A 17,821-nucleotide genomic window follows, 5' to 3' on the forward strand; every position below is an offset into this window, starting at 1 on the left:
TCCCGGGGATCGGCGACCTGCGTACGGCCAGGTCCCCGGCTACCGTCGCGCCGTGACCGATGCTCCCGGGGTCCCGGCACCGGACCAGTCCGAGGCCGCGGACCGGATCGCTGCCGCCTACGCCACCGACGGCCCGGCGATCGAGCTCGGCTCGGTGGTGCTCGGCGGGACCCCGCATCCCACGGCCCAGGTACGGGTGCCGTTGGCGATGCTGAACCGGCACGGACTCATCGCGGGGGCCACCGGCACCGGCAAGACCAAGACGCTGCAGCTGATCGCCGAGCAGCTGTCCGCGGCGGGGGTGCCCGTCGTGCTCGCCGACCTGAAGGGCGACCTGGCCGGGCTGGTGCGGCCGGGCGAGGCGGGCGACCGGGTGACCCGGCGGGCCACCGACACCGGCGACCCGTGGGCGCCCACCGGCTTCCCGGTGGAGTTCCTCGCGCTCGGCGGCCTGGGCACCGGGGTGCCGGTCCGCGCGACGATCACCGACTTCGGACCGGTGCTGCTGTCGAAGGTCCTCGACCTCAACGACACCCAGGAGAGCTCCCTCGGGCTGGTCTTCCACTACGCCGACGAGGCCGGCCTCCCCCTGCTCGACCTCAAGGACCTCCGGGCCGTGCTCACCTGGCTGACCAGCGACGAGGGCAAGGCCGACCTCCGCGGTCTGGGCGGCCTCTCCCCCGCGACGGCCGGTGTCATCCTGCGTGAGCTCATCGCGCTCGAGGACCTCGGCGGCGACGTCTTCTTCGGCGAACCCGCCTGGGAGCCCGCCGATCTGCTGCGGCAGGCGTCCGACGGGCGGGGGGTCATCAGTGCGGTGGAGCTCGGGGCGGTGCAGGACCGGCCGGCGCTCTTCTCGACCTTCCTCATGTGGCTGCTCGCGGAACTGTTCGAGGAGCTTCCCGAGGTCGGCGACCTCGACCGCCCGAAGCTGGTGTTCTTCCTCGACGAGGCGCACCTGCTGTTCACCGGCGCCAGCAAGGACTTCCTCGAGGCGGTCACCCAGACCGTGCGGCTGATCCGGTCCAAGGGCGTCGGCGTCTTCTTCGTGACGCAGAACCCCACGGACGTCCCCAGCTCGGTCCTGGGCCAGCTCGGCAACCGGGTGCAGCACGCCCTGCGCACCTTCACCCCCGAGGACGCCGACGCCCTGCGCAAGACGGTGCGCACGTTCCCGAAGAGCACCGACTACGACCTCGGCGAGCTGCTCCCCGCCCTCGGCACCGGCGAGGCGGCGGTGACCGTGCTCTCCGAGCGCGGCGCACCCACGCCCGTCGCCTGGACGATGCTGCGGGCGCCGCGGTCGTGGATGGGGACGGTCGAGGAGCCGGTGCGCTCGGGGATCGTGGCCGCCTCCCCGCTGCAGGCCCGCTACGGGACGAGCATCGACCGGGAATCGGCCTACGAACGCCTCGCCGCCAAGCTCGCGCCGGAGCCGGAGCCGGAGCCGGAAACGAGGGAACCCGCGCCCCGGGCGGAGCGGACGCCCTCCCGACGACGGAGCCGGGAGCCCGAGGCCGCCGAGGGCGGCGTCGTCGGGGCGGTGCTCGGCTCGTCGGCCTTCAAGTCCTTCGCCCGCTCGGCCGCCTCCGCGCTGGGACGGGAGATCAGCCGCGGGATCTTCGGTACACGGCGTCGGCGCTGATCGCGCGGTACGCGAGACTGCCGGCATGAGCAGTCCGAAGCCGGGCGGTCCCACCGTCGTCGTCCGCGGCGAGGCGACGCTGGTGGTCGAGCCGGAGATCGCCGACGTCGACGTCACCGTCCGCGTGCGCGCCCGTGACCGGCAGACCGCGCTCGAACGGTGCAGCGCACGCCAGGACGAGGTGGCCGGGGTGGTGGCGGCCGCCGGCGACGCGGTCGAGGTCGTCGAGACCACCGGGGTGTCGGTCTACCTCGAGGTGCGGGACCGGCGGGCGCCCGGCGAGCCGGTGGCCTCGCTGCACACCCGGCTGACCCTCGGCCGTCTCGAGGCGGTCGGCGAGCTCGTGGTCGCGCTCGGCCGGCTCGACGACGTGGAGGTGTCGGGTCCGTACTGGCGGCTGCGCCGCGACAGCCCCGCCGCCGAGCAGGCGCGCCTGGCCGCCGTCCGGGACGCCGTCACGCGGGCCCGCCAGTACGCGGCGGCCTTCGGCGCACGGCTGACCGCACTCGTCCAGGTCAGCGACACCGGGCTCGGCGGCGGCGACTTCCAAGTCGCGGGGGCGATGCCCGCGATGGCACGGTTCGAGAGCGAGCCGCACCTCGACCTCGTGCCGGCCCGGCAGCAGGTGCACGGCGCGGTGGAGGTGCGGTTCACGATGTCCGAACCCGATCAGGAGGTCTTCCGAGGATGAGGTACCGCGAGGGCGGCCGGCTCGACACGTCCGGCGTCAGCGACCGCCGCGGTCGCGGGGGCATGGGCGGCGGCCGCGGGATCGCGGTCGGCGGCGGAGGCCTCGGCCTGGTGGGCCTACTCATCGTCGTCGTCCTCCAGCTGGCCGGCGGAGGCGGCGGTGGCGGTGGCGGCGCCGCCCTCGGCGGGCTGAGCGGGCTCGGTCAGGGCGAGACGACGGACAACACCGCGCTCGACCAGCGGTGCCAGACCGGGGCGGACGCGAACGACTCCGTCGAGTGCGCCGTGGTGGCCGACGTCGAGTCGATCCAGGACTTCTGGACGACGGCCCTCGGCAACCGCTACCAGCCCACCGACACGGTCTTCTTCCAGGGTTCGGTGCAGACCAGCTGCGGCGGTGCCTCCAGTGGCTCGGGGCCCTTCTACTGCCCGGCCGACCAGCTCGTCTACATCGACCTGACCTTCTTCGACCAGCTCCAGCAGCAGTTCGGCGCCCAGGGCGGCCTGTTCGTCGACGCCTACGTGCTGGCCCACGAGTACGGCCACCACGTCCAGAACCTGCTCGGCACCAACGCCCAGGTGACCCCGGGGGAGACCGGTCCCACCAGCGGCACCGTCCGCCTCGAGCTGCAGGCCGACTGCTACGCCGGGGCGTGGGCCAACCACGCCGAGACGGTGCCGGACGAGTCGGGCGCCCCGCTCATCGAGGAGATCAACGCCGACGACATCAGCCGGGCGCTGGACGCCGCGGCGCGGATCGGCGACGACTTCATCCAGGAGAACCTGGGCAGCGGCCGGGTCGACCAGAACGCGTTCACCCACGGCTCCTCCGAGCAGCGGCAGAAGTGGTTCACGACCGGCTACGAGACCGGCGACCCGAACCAGTGCGACACCTTCGGCACCGACGATCTCGGCTAGGAAAAGGACCCCCGTGCCCCCCACCCCTCGCAAGCTCGCGGCGGGTCCCTGCACGGGGGCCACGCTCCGGGTGTCCCGCGAGGGACACGTCGCACGGCTGACGATCGACCGCCCCGAGAAGCGCAATGCCATGACCGCCGCGATGTGGGCCGGCCTCCCCGGCGTCCTCGCCGGACTCGCCGACGACGCGGACGTCCGCGTGCTCGTGGTGACCGGTGCCGGCCCGAGCTTCTGCGCGGGCGCCGACATCTCCGAACTGCTCGGCGGTCCGGATCCGGCCGACCCGATGGCCGTCGTCCGGCGGGACAACCTCGCCGCCCAGGCCGCGCTCCGGAACTTCCCGAAGCCGACCGTCGCGATGATCCGGGGGCACTGCATCGGCGGTGGTGTCGAGATCGCCACCTGCTGCGACCTGCGCTTCGCCGATCCCACCGGCGTGTTCGGGGTGACGCCGGCGAAGGTCGGCATCGTCTACACGCCGTCCTCCACCAAGGCCCTCCTCGACCTCGTCGGGCCGGCGATGACCAAGTACCTGCTGTTCAGCGGGGAGCTGATCGACGCGCCCACAGCACTGCGCGTGGGGCTGGTCGACCAGCTCGTCCCCGCCGATGACCTCGAGGCGGAGGTGCACCGCTTCGCCGACATCCTGGCGAGCCGCTCGGCGCTGTCGCAGCGGGCCACCAAGGAGACGGTGGCCGCGCTCGCCTCGGGCAGCGACGGAGAGCACCTGGTCGCGCGCTGGTACCGGGAGACCATCGCCGTCGGCGAACTGGCCGAGGGAGTGTCCGCCTTCGCCGACCGGCGGCCTCCGCGATTTCCCTGGTCAGGCTGACAGGACGTTTCCGTTTCGGCAGCGGCACACCCGGGGTACCAGGTGGCTGCGGCGCTCCCTGAAGAAGACGGGGACCGATGCGGCATCCGCCGCGTCACCTTGCCTGCCCGCTCACAACCAACGGCGCATGGATGCGCCGGGTTGAGGTAGCGGCCAGGGGCGCCATTCCTGACCGTGAACCACTTGCCGAGGAGGACCGATGACTCACTCCATCGACGCCCCGTTCCCGCCCCCCGCCACCACCGGAACGGGCACCACCACCACCACCACGACCGCGCCGTCGACCGCCGACGTCGCCAAGGACGAGGCCAAGAACGTGCAGCAGACCGCTGTGCAGGCCGGCAGCCAGGTCGCGTCCACCGCGACCGATCAGGCCAAGGAAGTCGTCCAGGAGACCCAGCGCCAGGCCAAGGACCTGCTCGACCAGGGACGCACCCAGGTCAAGGACCAGGTCGTCTCCCAGCAGCAGAAGGCCGGGCAGAGCCTCTCCTCGCTCGCGCAGGAACTGCGCGGGCTGGCCGACGGCACCAGCTCCGGTGCTCCCGGTCCCGCGCGTGACCTGCTCCAGCAGGGCGCCGGGATCGTCGAGAGCTTCGCCGGAAAGCTGCAGAACCGCGAGCCGGCCGAGCTGCTCGACGAGGTCCGCAGCTTCGCCCGCCGCAAGCCGGGCCTGTTCCTGCTCGGCGCAGCCGCTGCCGGCATCGTCGCCGGTCGGCTGACCAGCGGCGTGAAGGCCGCGCACAGCGACTCCGGTCCGTCGTCCAACGGGACCAGCGGCTACCGGGCGCAGTCGAACTACGTCGACCCGACGCCGTCCTACGCGGACACCACGAGCACCTACACGGGTACCAGCGCGAGCTACTCGACCGCCGGATCCGCCCCGCTCCCGCCGCCCCCCTACGGCACGGTGCCGCCCGAGGGCAGCGTCGTCCCGCCGTCGGCCCAGGCAGGCTGGGACGACCCGGCGCGGCGTCCCGGCGGGGTGGGCTGACGCATGAGCACCCCCTACTCCGGCGCGACCCCCGCGGGCGCACCACAGGGCTACGCCGAGCCGACGCCGCAGAACTACGCGGCCGACTACAGCGGCACCATGGGCACGCCCATGACCGAGGAAGGGCGCCCTGACGTCGAGGGCACCTCGGTCGGGGCGCTCATGGGCGAGGTCGCCAAGGACCTCTCCACCCTGATGCGCCAGGAGCTCGAGCTGGCCAAGGTGGAGATCAAGGCCGAGGCGGTGAAGGCCGGCACGGGTGCCGGTCTGTTCGGCGCCGCCGGCTTCGCCGGCTACATGGTGCTGATGTTCCTCTCCATCGCTCTGTGGTGGGCCCTCTCGCACCTGGTGGGACACAGCTGGTCGGCCCTGATCGTCGCCGTCCTCTGGGGCGTCATCGGATTCGTCGCCTTCACGATGGGCCGCAAGAAGTTCAAGGAAGTCAATCCGAAGCCCGAGCGCACCGTGGAGACCCTGTCGCAGGTCCCCGGCGCTCTGAAGCCCAACTGACCACGAGGGAGTACCAGACATGACCAGCAGTGACCCGGACGTCATCCGCCGGCAGATCGAGGACACCCGTCGCGAGCTCAGCTACGACGTGGACGCCCTCAACGAGAAGGTCAACCCCGCTCGCGTCGTCGACCGCCGCGTCACCGCGGCCAAGGGACGCATCAGCAACCTGAAGGAGAAGGTCATGGGCAGCGCTCAGGACACGACCTCTTCGGCCCAGGGCATGGCGTCCAACGCCGCGGGTTCGGTGCAGGGCGCCGCATCCAGCGCCGTTGACACCGTGTCGGGCGCCGCGTCGTCGGCAGCCGGTGCGGTACAGCAGGCCCCGGACGCCATCGTGAAGCAGACCCAGGGCAACCCGATGGCCGCCGGGCTCATCGCCTTCGGCGTCGGCTGGCTCGTCTCGAGCCTCCTGCCGGCGTCGGAGAAGGAGAAGCAGCTGGCCCAGCAGGCCGAGACGGCGATCCGCGAGAACAAGGACGCGCTGCTCGAGCCCGCGAAGCAGGCCGCTCAGGAGATCGGCGAGCAGCTCAAGCCGGCTGCGCAGGACGCCGTGGAGTCGGTCAAGGCGACCGCTCAGGATGCTGCCTCGACCGTCGCGGAGGAAGGCAAGTCCGCTGCCGCCGACGTTCAGGGCACCGCCCAGCAGGCCAAGCAGAAGGTCCAGAGCAAGTCCGGATCGTGATCCACGGGTCGACCTGACCCACCGCACCAGACAGCGCCCCGCCGGGTTCTCCCGGCGGGGCGCTGTGCTGTCCCCTCCCGCAACGCCTTCATGGCTCACCCGCAGGGGTGAGAGCGGCGTTCCACGGGCTGCAGACCCCTCCTCGGCAGGCCGTTGTCCCTGGTGACGACGCCATAGGCCCCGTTTCCGGGGCCCGCCTGACCGAGGGGAGCCATCGTGGACGCGGCCCAGCCCGCACCTGCCGCCGTGGCGACCCCGGACACCGCCGGCGTGCGCGTCCTGGTCGCCGACGACGAGGACGACATCCGCGCCCTCGTGACGCTGGCCGTGCGCAAGGCCGGCTGCACCGTCGTCGGCTCGGTCGCCGACGGATCGGCTGCACTGGACCTCGCGCGCGCCGAACTCCCCCATCTCGCCGTCCTCGACGTCTCCATGCCCGGCGCGACCGGCCTCGAGGTGTGCGTCGCGCTGCGCGCCGACCCGGCCACCGCCGGGATCCGCATCCTGCTGCTGTCGGCCGGGGCATCCCTCGAGGACGTCGCCGCCGGGCTCGCTGCCGGTGCCGATGCCTATCTGGCCAAGCCCTTCCAGGTGTCCGGACTGGTCCAGCAGGTCCGCGCGCTCACCGCGCGGCAGCCCGCATGACCGCCGTCGAGGTGGGCCCCGCCGTCCTGGGCCACCCCACGCCGCGCCGCTTCGGGCGTCTCACGGCCCTCTTCTCCGGGCAGAGCACGGTCCTCGACCGCTCCCTGCCCTCCACCGTGCTCTTCGCGGTGGCCGCACTCCTGCTCGGCACCGGGACGCTGCCCGTCGCGGACGGCGAACTCGTGCTGGCCGGCCTGGCCTCGGCGTTCCTCGCGACGCTGGTCGCGCGCCTGGTCACCCAGCCCGCGGTGGCCGGCGACCTCGCGCTGGTCGTCCCGCTGGTGCACCTGGGTGCGGTCGGCCTGCTGTCCGCCGGCACGGGCTCGGCCGGCGTGCTGTTCCTGCTGCTGGGGCCGGTACTCACGCTCGTCGCGACCCCCGGACGACGCGGCGTCCTCGTCGCCGCGCTGGGCACGGCCGGCGCCCTGCTGCTTCCCGAGCTGCTCGCGAGCAGCACCGCCCCGGGCACGTCCCTTCCCGGCGCGCTCCTGCTCGGCCCCCTCGCGGTGGGTCTCGGCGGTCTCGGCGTCAACGAGGGCGCCCGGCGGCTCGCCGGCCAGGCGGCCCGGATCGAGCGCCTGGAGAACGAACGGGCCGTGCTGCTCGCCCAGGTGCAGACCCGGGCCGACGAGCTCGACCAGGCCACCCGCATGCTCGCCGCGCGCGCACAGACGATGACCAGCGTGATCGACGCGGTCACCGAGCAGTCGATCATCGGTACCGACCGCGACGGCGTCATCCGCGTCTGGAACCCCGGTGCGGAGAAGATGCTCGGCCTGCCGCGCCCCGAGGTCGTCCGCAAGCGCTCCATCCTCGAGTTCCACCTGCCGGAGGAGCTCGAGGCGGTCTCCGAGGAGGACGGGTCGGCCACCGGCCTCGCCGCGCTCGTGCACGCCGCCCAGGAGCACGGCAGCGACGTCCGCGACTGGACCTACGTGGCCGCCGACGGGCAGCAGCGGACCGTCTCGGTCGCCATCACCCCGCGCACCGACGACCAGGGAGCGCACGCCGGCTGGAACTTTGTGGGCACCGACATGACCGAGGCCCGCGCCACCGAGCGCATGAAGGACCAGTTCGTGAGTCTGATCAGCCACGAACTGCGGACGCCGCTCACCTCGATCCTTGGCTACCTGGAGCTGGTGCTGGAGGACGAGGAGCAGCCGCTGACCGACGAGCAGCGCTCGTTCCTGACCACGGTCGAGCGCAACGCCGACCGACTGCTCCGTCTCGTGGGCGACCTGCTGTTCACCGCGCAGGTCGATGCCGGCCGCTTCACGCTCAAGCCCGAGGACGTCGACCTCGCCACGGTGGTCCGCTCCGCCGAGGAATCGGTGCGGGTGACCGCCGCCGCGGCCGGCGTCGGGATCGTCGTCGACGTCCCGGCGGGCGGGCTCGTGGTCCCCGGTGACGCCGTCCGGCTGGGTCAGGCCTGCGACAACCTCGTCTCCAACGCCGTCAAGTTCACGCCGGACGGGGGCCAGGTGACGCTCACGCTGCGCACCGCGTGGCAGACGCCCGACGGTGCCGTCTACACCGATGCGCGTCCCGACGCTGCCCCGGTGGCCCAGCTGGCGGTCAGCGACACCGGCATCGGCATCCCCTCGACCGAGCAGGGCAAGCTCTTCACCCGCTTCTTCCGGGCCTCGACTGCGCAGAAGAACGCCGTCCCCGGTGTGGGGCTGGGCCTGGCCATCACCAAGGCCATCACCACCGCGCACGGCGGCATGCTCGACCTCGTCAGCGCCGAGGGTGCGGGTACGACCTTCACGCTGACGCTCCCGCTGTAACACTGTGCTCATCGTCGTCCTTCGGACGACAACCACCGCGGCGGCGTCGTCCAGTGTCGGGTTGTCGTCGCCTCGGGGGTCGTGAGGGGACGAGAAGCCGACAGTCGGCAGATCCCGCCTGGTTCTCAGGGCGGTTGACGAGTAGGCGAGCGGCCCGGACAAAGCCCGAAAAGCCCGGAAAACCGGGAAAAGACCCCGATCCGCGGCTACTCCGCGCATCCCTTGCGGATTCCTTGCGGATCGCTGGCGGGTGGCCTGCGGTTACCCCTCCAGAGTTCTCCTTGTCGCCGGAATCCCCGGTCGACACGAACCGGACACAGGGAGAACGCAGACATGAACGCCAAGAACATCGCCTCCAGCACCAAGGCCCGCAAGGTCGTCGGCTCGCTCGGCGTCATCGGTGCGGCTGCGGCCGTCGCCGGCCTGGGCACCTTCGGTACCTTCACCGACAGCTCCACCCCGGTCGCCACGACCATCCAGTCGGGCACCCTCTCGATCGACGTGACGCAGCAGGGCTTCACCGTTCCGGTCACCACGAGCAACTTCGTGCCGGGCGACTCGCTCACCCGCGCCGTGAACCTCATCAACGACGGTTCCTCGGCTCTCGGCTCGGTCACGCTCGCCTCGACCGTGGGTACCCCCAGCATCCTCACCACGGACGCCACCAACGGCCTGCAGCTGGCCGTCAAGGCGTGCTCCGTCCCGTGGACCCAGGGTGGCACCGCCTCCGCGGCGACCTACACCTGCTCCGGCACCGAGCGTCTGCTCGGTTCGGGTCCGGCCGTCACCAACATGACGCTCAGCAACCCCGCGTCGCTGGTCGCCGGTGCCACGGACTACCTGACCTTCGCGGTCTCGCTGCCCGTGTCGGCCGACAACACCTTCCAGGGCAAGTCCGCCGCGCTGAGCCTGACCTTCACGGGCACGCAGCGCACCGGCACCTCCCGCTGATCACGGCCTGACGACCTAACGGAGATCACGTCATGACCGCAGTCCTCCCTGTCCGTCGCCCGGGGGCAGCAGCTCAGCTGCCCCCGGCCGAGGACAAGCGCTCCGCCGCCGGCCTCGCCGGCAAGGCCCGCCACTACGTGGGGCTGCTCGCCCCGTGGCTGGTCCGCGGACTGGTGGGACTGGCTGTACTGACGTTCGCTCTCCTGGCCGTCGGACCGCACGTGCTCGGCTACCGCACGATGACCATGCTGACCGCGAGCATGGCGCCGGAGATCGACCCGGGTGACGTCACCATCGTCACGCCGATCGCGACCTCGGAGGTCACCGAGGGCATGGTGATCACCTACCACCGCCCGATCGAGGACCACAGCCTGGTCACCCACCGCGTCATCTCGGTGGAGACCGCTCCGGACGGCACCGTCAGCGTCCAGACCAAGGGTGACGCCAACCAGGCGGCTGACCCGTGGACGGCGACGCTGGAAGGCGACACCGCCTACCAGGTACGTGCAGTCATCCCGGAGCTCGGCCACGTGATCCAGGCCCTGCGCGCCCCCGTGGTCACGCAGGCACTGCTCTACGGCGCTCCGGCCCTCCTGGTCGGCTGGCTCCTGCTCACCATCTGGCGCCCCGCCCGCGACGAGGAGGACGAGACATGAACGGCATCCGCCGCGGTCTGATCCTGCTGGGCCTCACCGTCGCCGTCATCATCGGCGCCAGCGTCCCGGCGTCGGCCACCTACTCGGAGGCGGTCGCGGTCAAGACGACCATCAGCACCACGACGGTCGCCGCCCCCGCGAACGTGGTCGGGAAGCTCACCTGCGGCCGGCCGGCGACGATGTCGGCCACCTGGGCCCTGAGCGGCTCGCCGCGGGTCTCGGGCTACGTCGTCTCCGTCTACTTCAGCGACGGATTCGTCCAGACCGCGCAGCTCGGCCCCACGGCCACCAGCTGGAGCCAGACGATCGACCCGTACTACGTCACCGCCTACTCCATCAAGTACACGCTGACCACTCAGACCGCCTACGGCTGGTCGAAGGAATCGGCGCAGTCGGTCGCCTTCCAGTGCTGACCGCCGGCTCCTGAGCATTTCCGCACCACCGCCCGACACACACCCCGACACGAGTGAGGAGACCTGGTCATGAACGCCGTTCGCCGCATCCTGATCCTGATCCCGCTCACCGTCGCCATCATCACCGGCGCCAGCTTGCCGGCCTGGGCCGACTACAACGACCTCTCTGCCATCGACCCCACCACGGTCAGCACCCTCACCGTGGCGGCCCCGAGCTCGGTGACGGTAAACAACTACTGCGTCACCACGAAGACGACGACCAGGCAGACGGTTCGCACGGATCCGCTCACCGGCGTCGCGACGACGACCGCCTACAGCTCCTCGTCGAGCAGCGTCACCAGCCCGAGCAACGTGCAGAGCTACACCACGAGCTCGGCGGCCGGCCCGGGCGCCGACGAGACCACGACGACGACGGTCACCGAGAACACCGATCTGCGCGTCACGACCAACTGGTCGGCCAGCGCCACTCCGGGAGTCAGTGGCTACCTCGTGTCGGCGCACCTCGCCGACGGTTCCTCCTATGCCATGGCCCAGACCGGGGCGGCGACGCTGTCGACCAGTGGTGGCGCGGACGCCGACTACATCGCCTACTCCCCCCGCCTGTCGGTCACGACGCTCACCAGCTACGGCTGGACGGCGACGACGGCACAGACTCCGGTGCTGTCGTGCTGACCGCCCTCGTCGTGGACGACGAGCCCGACGCCCGCCGCCGCGTGGCCGGCCTCCTCCGCCTCGGCGGCTGGCAGGTCCGCGAGGCCGGCAACGCCGAGGACGCGCTCCGCCAGTCCGCCGTCGCCGATTTCGACCTCGTCGTCACCGACGTGTCGATGCCCGGTGAGAACGGGCCCGCGATGCTCCGCCGGATGCGCCGCAACGGCTCCACCGCACGGTTCCTGGTGGTCACCTCCGACCCCACGGACGCCGTCCGCGCCGAGTCGGTCACCGCCGGTGCGATGGCGTGCCTCGCCAAGCCGGTCGAGGCCGGCATCCTTCTCGACTTCCTGCGCAGCCGGACCACGGGGCTGGCTGCGCAGGGTGAACTCGGGGCCGTCCACGAGGTGGACGACCTGCAGGACGAGGACCTGGACGCCGAGCTCATGGACCGGCTCCAGGAAATGTACGCCACCGCCCTGCCCGGCCGCCTCTCGGCGATCGCGCGGAGCACGACCTCGGGCGACGCCCCGGGCGTCGTCTCGGCGGCGCACACCCTCGCCGGCACCAGCGGCCAGCTCGGGCATCCGGAGGTGGCCTCGATCTGCCGGGCCATCGCCGCCGACGCCCGGCGGGGCGTGATGGCCCACGCCCGGGTCGTCGAACTGCAGGCGCTGGCCCTCGCCGGCTGACCGTACCCACCCACCCACGACGAACGCAGGACGGAGGACCGACATGGAACGCCACGACCACGCCAGTCCGTCCGTCCTGACCGCCCTCGTCGTGGACGACTCGTTCGCCTCCCGCACCCGGATCACCATGCTGCTGCACCTGGGCGGCTGGCGGGTCCATCAGGCTGTGGGCACCGAGGACGCGCTGCGCCTGGCCGCCCTGCTGCAGCCCGATCTCGTGGTGACCGACATGGTCATGCGACAGGGCCACGGGGCGACGCTCATGCGCCGCCTCCGGGAGCAGGGCTCAGCGGCCCGGTTCCTCGTGGTGGCCGCCCGCCGCACGCACCAGACCCGCGCCCTCGCCGCGGCCGCCGGGGCACTGGCCTGCCTGGCCAAGCCCGTCGACCCGCGGCTGTTCGTCGACGTGATGCGCGGACTTGCTCCCTCCGCCCTCGCGCCGGCTCGTGCGGACGTCGCGCCGCAGCCGGCTCAGGAGATCGGGCCGCAGGCCGAGGAGATGTTCCTCAGCGCGCTCCCCCACCGCCTCTCGGCGATCGCGATCAGCGCGCAGGCCGGTGATGCGGCAGCGGTCGCGGTGGCCGCCGACGCGCTCGGCACGGCCAGTGACCGGCTCGGGCACGCGGAGATCGCGTTCCTCAGCAACTCCATCGCCCGGGACGCCCGCCGTGGCACGGTCTCCCACGGACGGCTGGTGGCGCTGGTGGAACTGTGCGCGCGGCTCGACACGAACAGCGCGTTGGCAGCTCAGGCAGCGACGAGCCGGTAGCCCACTCCCCGCACCGTACGGATCTCGGGAGAGTTCAGCCCGGCCGCCACCAGCTTGCGGCGCAGGTTGGACATGTGGGCCTCGACCAGCCGGAGGTTGCCCTCCCAGTCGGTCTGCCAGACCTCACGCAGGAGCGTCTCGCGCTGCAGCACGCGGCCCGGCCGGGAGGCCAGCGCCGCGAGCAGGTCGAACTCGGTACGGGTCAGGTCGACGACGACGCCGTCCACCCGGACCTCGCGGCTCTCCTCGTCCACCTCGAGCTCGGCGAGCCGGCGGACCGACTCCTCCGTCTGGGCGGCCGGCCCGGCGGCCTGCACCTGGCGGGGGAAACGCAGCATCGCCTGGACCCGCGCCACGAGCTCGCGCGGGGAGAACGGCTTGGCCATGTACCCGTCGGCGCCGACGGCGAGGCCGATCAGCAGATCGACCTCCTCGGCGCGGGCGGTCAGCATCAGGACGTAGCACTGGGTCTCGGCGCGGATCTGACGGCACACCTCGGTGCCGTCGGCGTCCGGGAGCCCCAGGTCGAGCACGATGAGGTCGGGTGCGTCACGGCGGACCTCCGCCAGGGCGGCTGCCCCGGAGCTGGCCTCACGGACGTCGAAACCGGCCCGCCGCAGCACCGTGGTGACGAGCTCACGGATCTCGTCGGTGTCCTCCACGACGAGCACGGACTGTTCGGCCACGACCTCTCCTCCTCACCGACGACACGCGGCGCGAACGGCAGAGCCATTCGTCACCTGACCGGGTGATCGGCAGATCGGACGCTCAAGTTGAGTCCACCGGGAATCGGACCCCTGTTCTTCCTCCCCCGTCCGGGTGGTGCGGCCCCCGTCCCGAGGCTCGCCCCGGGCCTGCGAGGGGGAGAGGACGGGGTCCTTGTTCAGTTCAGTGCGCGGGTGCCCTCGGGCAGGGTGCCGCCACCCACGACGGCGGCCACCGCGTCCTGCAGGGCCGTCAGGGCGACCCGCTGCGTGAACGGGCCGGTCGACACGCGCGCGACCCCGAGCGACTGGAGCTCGCTCACCGGCAGGGACCGGCCCGGGACGCTGATGACGGTGAGCTTCTGGGGGCCCAGCCCGTCGACGAGCGCGGCGATCTCCTCCCGCGCGATCGCACCGGGCACGAACACCACGGGCGCTCCCACCTCGAGGAACGCCTGCCCGCGGCGGATGGCCTCGGCCACCAGTTCGCCCCGGTCGGCGTCCCGGGGCGCCCGGACGAAGGCGTCGGTGCGGGCATTCAGGACGAAGTCGATCCCGGCGTCCCGTCCCGCCGCGACCACCGCCTCGACGGCGGCGACCGCCTCGTCGAGCGGCTTCATCCGGTCCTCGAGGTTGCCGCCGACGACGCCGGCCTCGATGGCCCGCCGCGCGGTTGCACCGGCGTCGCCGTAGCCGGCCTCGAAGTCCATGGTCACAGGAACGTCTACGGCGGCGACGATGCGGGCCACCATGTCCAGGTGCAGGTCGAGCGGGATGTTCTCGCCGTCCTCGTAGCCGAACGTCGCGGCGATGGAGTGGCTGGCGGTGGCCAGCGCCCGGACACCGTCGGTGCCGGCGACCACGGTCGCGGAGATCACGTCCCAGACGTTGGCGAGCACCAGGATCTCGGGGGCGGTGTGCAGGTCGAGCAGAGTGCGGGCGCGTGCGGCGAGGTCCGGCATGTCCCCGAACCTAGTGAGATCGCCGTGCGGTCGCGACCAGACCCTGGACGGAATCTCTTAGGTCAGGCTAACCTCCTACGCAGTGCCGTGCGGTGGTCCGCCTGGCATGCGACCCCCGCCCAGTTACCGGTAAGGCGTCTGACATGTACGTGTGCCACTGCGCCGTCGTCACGGATCGCGACGTGCTCGAGTCGATCGCCAACGGCGCCCAGTGCGTCGCCGACGTCGCGCGCCAGACCGGTGCCGGTCGCACCTGCGGGAACTGCATCAGCTCGCTGCGCGACCTGGTGTGCCAGCATTGCCCAGTCCGAGCCGAGCGCGGCGCCGTCGAAGCCCGCGAACTCGAAGCCGAAGTCGAACTGGGAGTTGCTGGTGCAACCCGTTAGTCCCCGTGTGGTCGAACTGCTCAACGATGCGTTGACGTTCGAATTGACCGTCACCAACGGTTACTTCCTGAACGCGCGCATGCTCGACGCCTGGGGGCTCCCCAAGCTCGGCAAGGTCTTCTACGACCTCTCCATCGAGGAGATGAAGGACGCCGACTCCCTCATCCAGCGGGTGCTGCTGTTCGACGGCCACCCCAACGTGCAGCGCCTCGGTGCCATCCGCGTCGGTGAGACGGCGGAGGAGATGCTCGTCCTCGCCCTCGACAGCGAGAAGGCCGCGGTCGCGCAGTTCAACGCCGCGGCGCAGGAGTGCCACGACCTCGGCGACCACGCCACCGCTTCGGTGTTCGAGGAGATGACCCTCGACGAGGAGACGCACGCCGACTGGTTCGAGGCCCAGCTGGGCGCCATCGAGCGGGTCGGCCTGCCGCAGTACCTGGCCGCGCAGATCTCCACCGAGACCCCCTGACGGCCTCCTCCCCCAGCGCGCCGAGGGCCGCTTCCCGACACGGGAAGCGGCCCTCGGCGTCATCCCGATCAGGCCGGACGGCCGCTGACGGCGACCGGTTCCGCTACGCGGTGAGCGTGTGCCACACTGCCCGTAGCGAGGTGAGGCTAGCCTAAGTAATGCGCCTTGCCCCCGGCAACCGGAAGAGTGCTCATGACCGTCGAGGCGCCGCAGATCCCCGCCTACCGGACCTTCGCCGTCCGGGTGTCCGGGATCCGCCGGTTGAGCCCGAGCTTCCTGCGCGTGACGTTCACCGGTGACGACCTCCGCGACTGCGCACCGAACGGCTGGGACCAGCGGATCAAGCTGCTGCTCCCGCTCCCGGGGCGCGGCATCAGCGACTGCCCGACCGGCCCGGACTGGTACGAGGAGTGGCGAGCCCTCCCCCCGGAGCGCCAGAACCCGATCCGCACCTACACCGTTCGCGCCACCCGCCCGGAGGCGCGCGAGATCGACGTCGACTTCGTCCTGCACGGCGCGACCGGTCCGGCCTCGGCGTGGGCCGGGCAGGCCGCCGTCGGTGACGAGGTGGCCCTCGTCGCACCGAACGCCCGCTTTCCCGGCCCGACCGGCGGTTACGAGTGGCATCCGCCGGCCGACGCCTCGTGCCTGGTCGTCGCCGGCGACGAGACCGCGGTACCGGCCGTCTGCGCGATCGTCGAGTCGCTGCCGGCGGGGCGACCGGCGCGCATCCTGCTCGAGATCCCGACGGCCGACGACGTCCTCCCGCTGGCGGCCCCGGACGGCGTCGAGGTGACCTGGCTGCCGCGCCGGGTCGCCACGGAGCCGGCCGCCCCGCACGGCGCCCTGCTCACCGCAGCCCTCGTCCGCGCCGTGCAGGACCTGCCCGGCGCGACGGGCACGTCGCGTCCCTCGATGCTGGACGACGTGGACGTCGACGCGAGCATCCTGTGGGAGGTGCCCGAGGACACCGCCGACGGCCGCACGTCCGGCCCGTACGTCTGGCTGGCCGGGGAGGCCGGGACGATCAAGGGGCTGCGCCGCCACCTCGTGCAGGAGGCCGGCCTCGACCGCACCTCGATCGCCTTCATGGGCTACTGGCGCCTCGGCAGGGTCAGCGACTGACCACCGCCACCACTCCGGGCTCCGGGGAGGGACGCCGGGCGTGACCTAGGTTGACCCGGATGGACGACCGGCCGGAGAAGACGGTGGCGCTGCTGCGCACCGACGATCTCGTGGTCGGCCACGACGGCGTCCAGGTGTGCGCCCCCGTGACGGTGCGGCTCCTGCCCGCGGCCGCCCTGGCCCTGATCGGCCCGAACGGCGTGGGGAAGTCGACCGTGCTGCACACCCTCGTGGGCCTCCTGACGCCGCTGGCCGGGGAGGTCCTGTTCGACGGGACGCCGGTCGACGAGCGACGCTCCTCCTTCCGCCGCGACGTCGCGCAGGTGCTCGACGACGACGCGTTCTTCCCCTCGCTCACGGCACGGGAGCACCTGCTGCTGACCGCCCGCGGCCACGGCGTCGTCGACGCCGAGGCGACCGTGGACGGGGAACTCGCGGCCTTCGGCATCGAGGACCGCGCGGACGCGCTCCCCACCAAGCTGTCCTCCGGGCAGCGCCGCCGCCTGGCGCTCGCGGCCGCCTTCGTGCGACCCGCCCGCCTGATGGTGCTCGACGAGCCGGAACGGCGCCTGGACGCCGACATGCGTCAGGACCTCGCCGGGCGGCTGGCGAGCGCGAGGGACGACGGGCTCGCGGTGATCTTCGCCAGCCACGACGGGGACTTCGTGCAGACCGTGGCCGACCACGCCCTGCTGCTCGGCGACGAGGAGTGCCGGTTGCTGCCGCCCGGCGACGCCCCGGAGGCCATGTCCGGGATGCAGGGTTGACGTGCCCGGTCCTGCCGCAGTCCGCACCGCTGAACTCGACGGTCCCGGCGTCCGCCGCCTGACCCGCCGCAGCGCCGCCCAACGGGCCGTGACCACCTGGGGCGCGCGCCTCGGCGAGGCCTGGTCGACGACTGCCTCCGTGGGCATCGGGCTGGCCGTGGTCGGCGGCTGGCTGGCCTCGGTCCGCGACGAGATCGCCGGCACCTCACCCGGGTCCGGGACGTCGCTCCCCGCCACGGCGACCGCCCTCGCGGCGGCGATCGTGGGAGTAGCGGCACTGACGACACTGCTCGACCGGCTGGGTCCGGTCAGCGCCAGCCCCGCCGCCGCCGCGTGGTGGCTCCCCCTCCCCGCCGCGCGGGCGGGCCTGCTGCGCAGCGACCTCGGCCGCGTCGCCGGCGTCTGTGCAGGCGTCACCGCGGTCGTCTGCACGCCGCTCGCGATGGTCTGGGCCGCGGCGCCGTCCGTCTCCGGAGTCGCCGCGACGGTGGTCGGCGCGGCGGCGTCCGCCTCGGTGCTCGTCGGTGCGGTGGCGCTCCTGCAGAGCCGCGGCAGCAGCGGCGTCCTGGCGCC

At 72.4% G+C, this 17,821-nt stretch carries 22 protein-coding genes; 20 read left to right on the forward strand and 2 right to left on the reverse strand.

Annotated features, from left to right (window positions below):
* Nucleotides 1-52 precede the first annotated feature (52 nt).
* From E4P38_RS18625 to E4P38_RS18690, 15 genes are all read left to right on the forward strand, one after another.
* A complete protein-coding gene (locus E4P38_RS18625) occupies nt 53-1,645 on the forward strand; it encodes a helicase HerA-like domain-containing protein (RefSeq protein WP_245161139.1) in 1,593 nt (530 codons plus the stop codon).
* Between the two features lie 25 nt (nt 1,646-1,670).
* A complete protein-coding gene (locus E4P38_RS18630; RefSeq protein ID WP_135133449.1) occupies nt 1,671-2,336 on the forward strand; it encodes an SIMPL domain-containing protein in 666 nt (221 codons plus the stop codon).
* The gene (locus E4P38_RS18635; RefSeq protein WP_135133450.1) at nt 2,333-3,253 is read left to right on the forward strand and encodes a neutral zinc metallopeptidase; all 921 of its coding nucleotides are present in this window, start codon (nt 2,333-2,335) and stop codon (nt 3,251-3,253) included. The genes E4P38_RS18630 and E4P38_RS18635 overlap by 4 nt, the downstream gene beginning before the upstream one ends.
* A 13-nt stretch (nt 3,254-3,266) precedes the next feature.
* Complete coding sequence (locus E4P38_RS18640; protein WP_209309187.1) at nt 3,267-4,085, forward strand: enoyl-CoA hydratase/isomerase family protein; 819 nt, start codon at nt 3,267-3,269, stop codon at nt 4,083-4,085.
* 199 nt (nt 4,086-4,284) lie between these two features.
* Nucleotides 4,285-5,076, forward strand: a complete 792-nt coding sequence (locus tag E4P38_RS18645; protein ID WP_135133451.1) for a hypothetical protein — start codon at nt 4,285-4,287, stop codon at nt 5,074-5,076.
* A gap of 3 nt (nt 5,077-5,079) precedes the next feature.
* Nucleotides 5,080-5,586, forward strand: a complete 507-nt coding sequence (locus E4P38_RS18650; RefSeq protein ID WP_135133452.1) for a phage holin family protein — start codon at nt 5,080-5,082, stop codon at nt 5,584-5,586.
* A gap of 19 nt (nt 5,587-5,605) precedes the next feature.
* Complete coding sequence (locus tag E4P38_RS18655; protein ID WP_135133453.1) at nt 5,606-6,271, forward strand: DUF3618 domain-containing protein; 666 nt, start codon at nt 5,606-5,608, stop codon at nt 6,269-6,271.
* A gap of 216 nt (nt 6,272-6,487) precedes the next feature.
* Nucleotides 6,488-6,916, forward strand: coding sequence for a response regulator (locus E4P38_RS18660; RefSeq protein WP_245161140.1), 429 nt, complete (start codon nt 6,488-6,490; stop codon nt 6,914-6,916).
* Entirely contained in the window at nt 6,913-8,703 is a 1,791-nt protein-coding gene (locus E4P38_RS18665; RefSeq protein WP_135133454.1) for an ATP-binding protein, read from the forward strand. Before E4P38_RS18660 ends, E4P38_RS18665 begins: the two co-directional genes overlap by 4 nt.
* A gap of 333 nt (nt 8,704-9,036) precedes the next feature.
* Complete coding sequence (locus E4P38_RS18670; protein WP_135133455.1) at nt 9,037-9,654, forward strand: TasA family protein; 618 nt, start codon at nt 9,037-9,039, stop codon at nt 9,652-9,654.
* A gap of 32 nt (nt 9,655-9,686) precedes the next feature.
* On the forward strand, nt 9,687-10,310 hold the full coding sequence (locus tag E4P38_RS18675; protein ID WP_209309188.1) for a signal peptidase I: 624 nt from the start codon (nt 9,687-9,689) through the stop codon (nt 10,308-10,310).
* Nucleotides 10,307-10,723 carry a hypothetical protein gene (locus E4P38_RS18680; RefSeq protein ID WP_135133456.1) on the forward strand — a complete coding sequence of 139 codons (417 nt, stop codon included), beginning with the start codon at nt 10,307-10,309 and terminating at the stop codon, nt 10,721-10,723. The genes E4P38_RS18675 and E4P38_RS18680 overlap by 4 nt, the downstream gene beginning before the upstream one ends.
* Nucleotides 10,724-10,792: 69 nt before the next feature.
* The gene (locus E4P38_RS23015) at nt 10,793-11,395 is read left to right on the forward strand and encodes a hypothetical protein (protein WP_167760617.1); all 603 of its coding nucleotides are present in this window, start codon (nt 10,793-10,795) and stop codon (nt 11,393-11,395) included.
* Complete coding sequence (locus E4P38_RS23020; RefSeq protein ID WP_167760618.1) at nt 11,389-12,066, forward strand: response regulator; 678 nt, start codon at nt 11,389-11,391, stop codon at nt 12,064-12,066. Before E4P38_RS23015 ends, E4P38_RS23020 begins: the two co-directional genes overlap by 7 nt.
* Nucleotides 12,067-12,109: 43 nt before the next feature.
* A complete protein-coding gene (locus tag E4P38_RS18690) occupies nt 12,110-12,835 on the forward strand; it encodes a response regulator (RefSeq protein WP_135133458.1) in 726 nt (241 codons plus the stop codon).
* Here E4P38_RS18690 and E4P38_RS18695 read toward each other — a convergent pair.
* Nucleotides 12,814-13,521: a response regulator transcription factor gene (locus E4P38_RS18695; RefSeq protein ID WP_135133459.1), complete on the reverse strand. Its 708-nt coding sequence runs from the start codon at nt 13,519-13,521 to the stop codon at nt 12,814-12,816. The two genes, E4P38_RS18690 and E4P38_RS18695, sit on opposite strands and share 22 nt — an antisense overlap.
* 197 nt (nt 13,522-13,718) lie before the next feature.
* Complete coding sequence (locus tag E4P38_RS18700) at nt 13,719-14,501, reverse strand: isocitrate lyase/phosphoenolpyruvate mutase family protein (protein ID WP_135133460.1); 783 nt, start codon at nt 14,499-14,501, stop codon at nt 13,719-13,721.
* Nucleotides 14,502-14,644: 143 nt separating this feature from the next.
* On the opposite strand from E4P38_RS18700, the gene E4P38_RS18705 reads away from it, so the two are divergent.
* From E4P38_RS18705 to E4P38_RS18725, 5 genes are all read left to right on the forward strand, one after another.
* The gene (locus tag E4P38_RS18705) at nt 14,645-14,887 is read left to right on the forward strand and encodes a (2Fe-2S)-binding protein (RefSeq protein WP_135133461.1); all 243 of its coding nucleotides are present in this window, start codon (nt 14,645-14,647) and stop codon (nt 14,885-14,887) included.
* Between the two features lie 7 nt (nt 14,888-14,894).
* Nucleotides 14,895-15,356: a bacterioferritin gene (gene bfr, locus E4P38_RS18710; RefSeq protein ID WP_245161141.1), complete on the forward strand. Its 462-nt coding sequence runs from the start codon at nt 14,895-14,897 to the stop codon at nt 15,354-15,356.
* Between the two features lie 192 nt (nt 15,357-15,548).
* Nucleotides 15,549-16,481: a siderophore-interacting protein gene (locus E4P38_RS18715; protein WP_135133463.1), complete on the forward strand. Its 933-nt coding sequence runs from the start codon at nt 15,549-15,551 to the stop codon at nt 16,479-16,481.
* 59 nt (nt 16,482-16,540) lie between these two features.
* Entirely contained in the window at nt 16,541-17,248 is a 708-nt protein-coding gene (locus E4P38_RS18720) for an ABC transporter ATP-binding protein (RefSeq protein WP_135133464.1), read from the forward strand.
* Between the two features lies 1 nt (nt 17,249).
* On the forward strand, nt 17,250-17,821 hold a 572-nt coding region (locus E4P38_RS18725; protein WP_209309190.1), incomplete at its 3' end, for a DUF6297 family protein.

The sequence above is a fragment of the Blastococcus sp. CT_GayMR16 genome (assembly GCF_004570875.1).
In the GTDB taxonomy this organism is placed as follows: Bacteria; Actinomycetota; Actinomycetes; order Mycobacteriales; family Geodermatophilaceae; genus Blastococcus_B.

What these genes read in the sequence shown, in the direction of transcription:
- E4P38_RS18680 (WP_135133456.1), top strand. Translation starts at nt 10,307, where the DNA reads ATGAACGGCATCCGCCGCGGTCTGATCCTGCTGGGCCTCACCGTCGCC.
- E4P38_RS18715 (WP_135133463.1), top strand. Translation starts at nt 15,549, where the DNA reads ATGACCGTCGAGGCGCCGCAGATCCCCGCCTACCGGACCTTCGCCGTC.
- E4P38_RS18675 (WP_209309188.1), top strand. Translation starts at nt 9,687, where the DNA reads ATGACCGCAGTCCTCCCTGTCCGTCGCCCGGGGGCAGCAGCTCAGCTG.
- E4P38_RS18720 (WP_135133464.1), top strand. Translation starts at nt 16,541, where the DNA reads ATGGACGACCGGCCGGAGAAGACGGTGGCGCTGCTGCGCACCGACGAT.
- E4P38_RS23015 (WP_167760617.1), top strand. Translation starts at nt 10,793, where the DNA reads ATGAACGCCGTTCGCCGCATCCTGATCCTGATCCCGCTCACCGTCGCC.
- E4P38_RS18645 (WP_135133451.1), top strand. Translation starts at nt 4,285, where the DNA reads ATGACTCACTCCATCGACGCCCCGTTCCCGCCCCCCGCCACCACCGGA.
- E4P38_RS18635 (WP_135133450.1), top strand. Translation starts at nt 2,333, where the DNA reads ATGAGGTACCGCGAGGGCGGCCGGCTCGACACGTCCGGCGTCAGCGAC.
- E4P38_RS18700 (WP_135133460.1), bottom strand. Translation starts at nt 14,501, where the DNA reads ATGCCGGACCTCGCCGCACGCGCCCGCACTCTGCTCGACCTGCACACC.
- E4P38_RS18670 (WP_135133455.1), top strand. Translation starts at nt 9,037, where the DNA reads ATGAACGCCAAGAACATCGCCTCCAGCACCAAGGCCCGCAAGGTCGTC.
- E4P38_RS18690 (WP_135133458.1), top strand. Translation starts at nt 12,110, where the DNA reads ATGGAACGCCACGACCACGCCAGTCCGTCCGTCCTGACCGCCCTCGTC.
- E4P38_RS18650 (WP_135133452.1), top strand. Translation starts at nt 5,080, where the DNA reads ATGAGCACCCCCTACTCCGGCGCGACCCCCGCGGGCGCACCACAGGGC.
- E4P38_RS18655 (WP_135133453.1), top strand. Translation starts at nt 5,606, where the DNA reads ATGACCAGCAGTGACCCGGACGTCATCCGCCGGCAGATCGAGGACACC.
- E4P38_RS18630 (WP_135133449.1), top strand. Translation starts at nt 1,671, where the DNA reads ATGAGCAGTCCGAAGCCGGGCGGTCCCACCGTCGTCGTCCGCGGCGAG.
- E4P38_RS18665 (WP_135133454.1), top strand. Translation starts at nt 6,913, where the DNA reads ATGACCGCCGTCGAGGTGGGCCCCGCCGTCCTGGGCCACCCCACGCCG.
- E4P38_RS18705 (WP_135133461.1), top strand. Translation starts at nt 14,645, where the DNA reads ATGTACGTGTGCCACTGCGCCGTCGTCACGGATCGCGACGTGCTCGAG.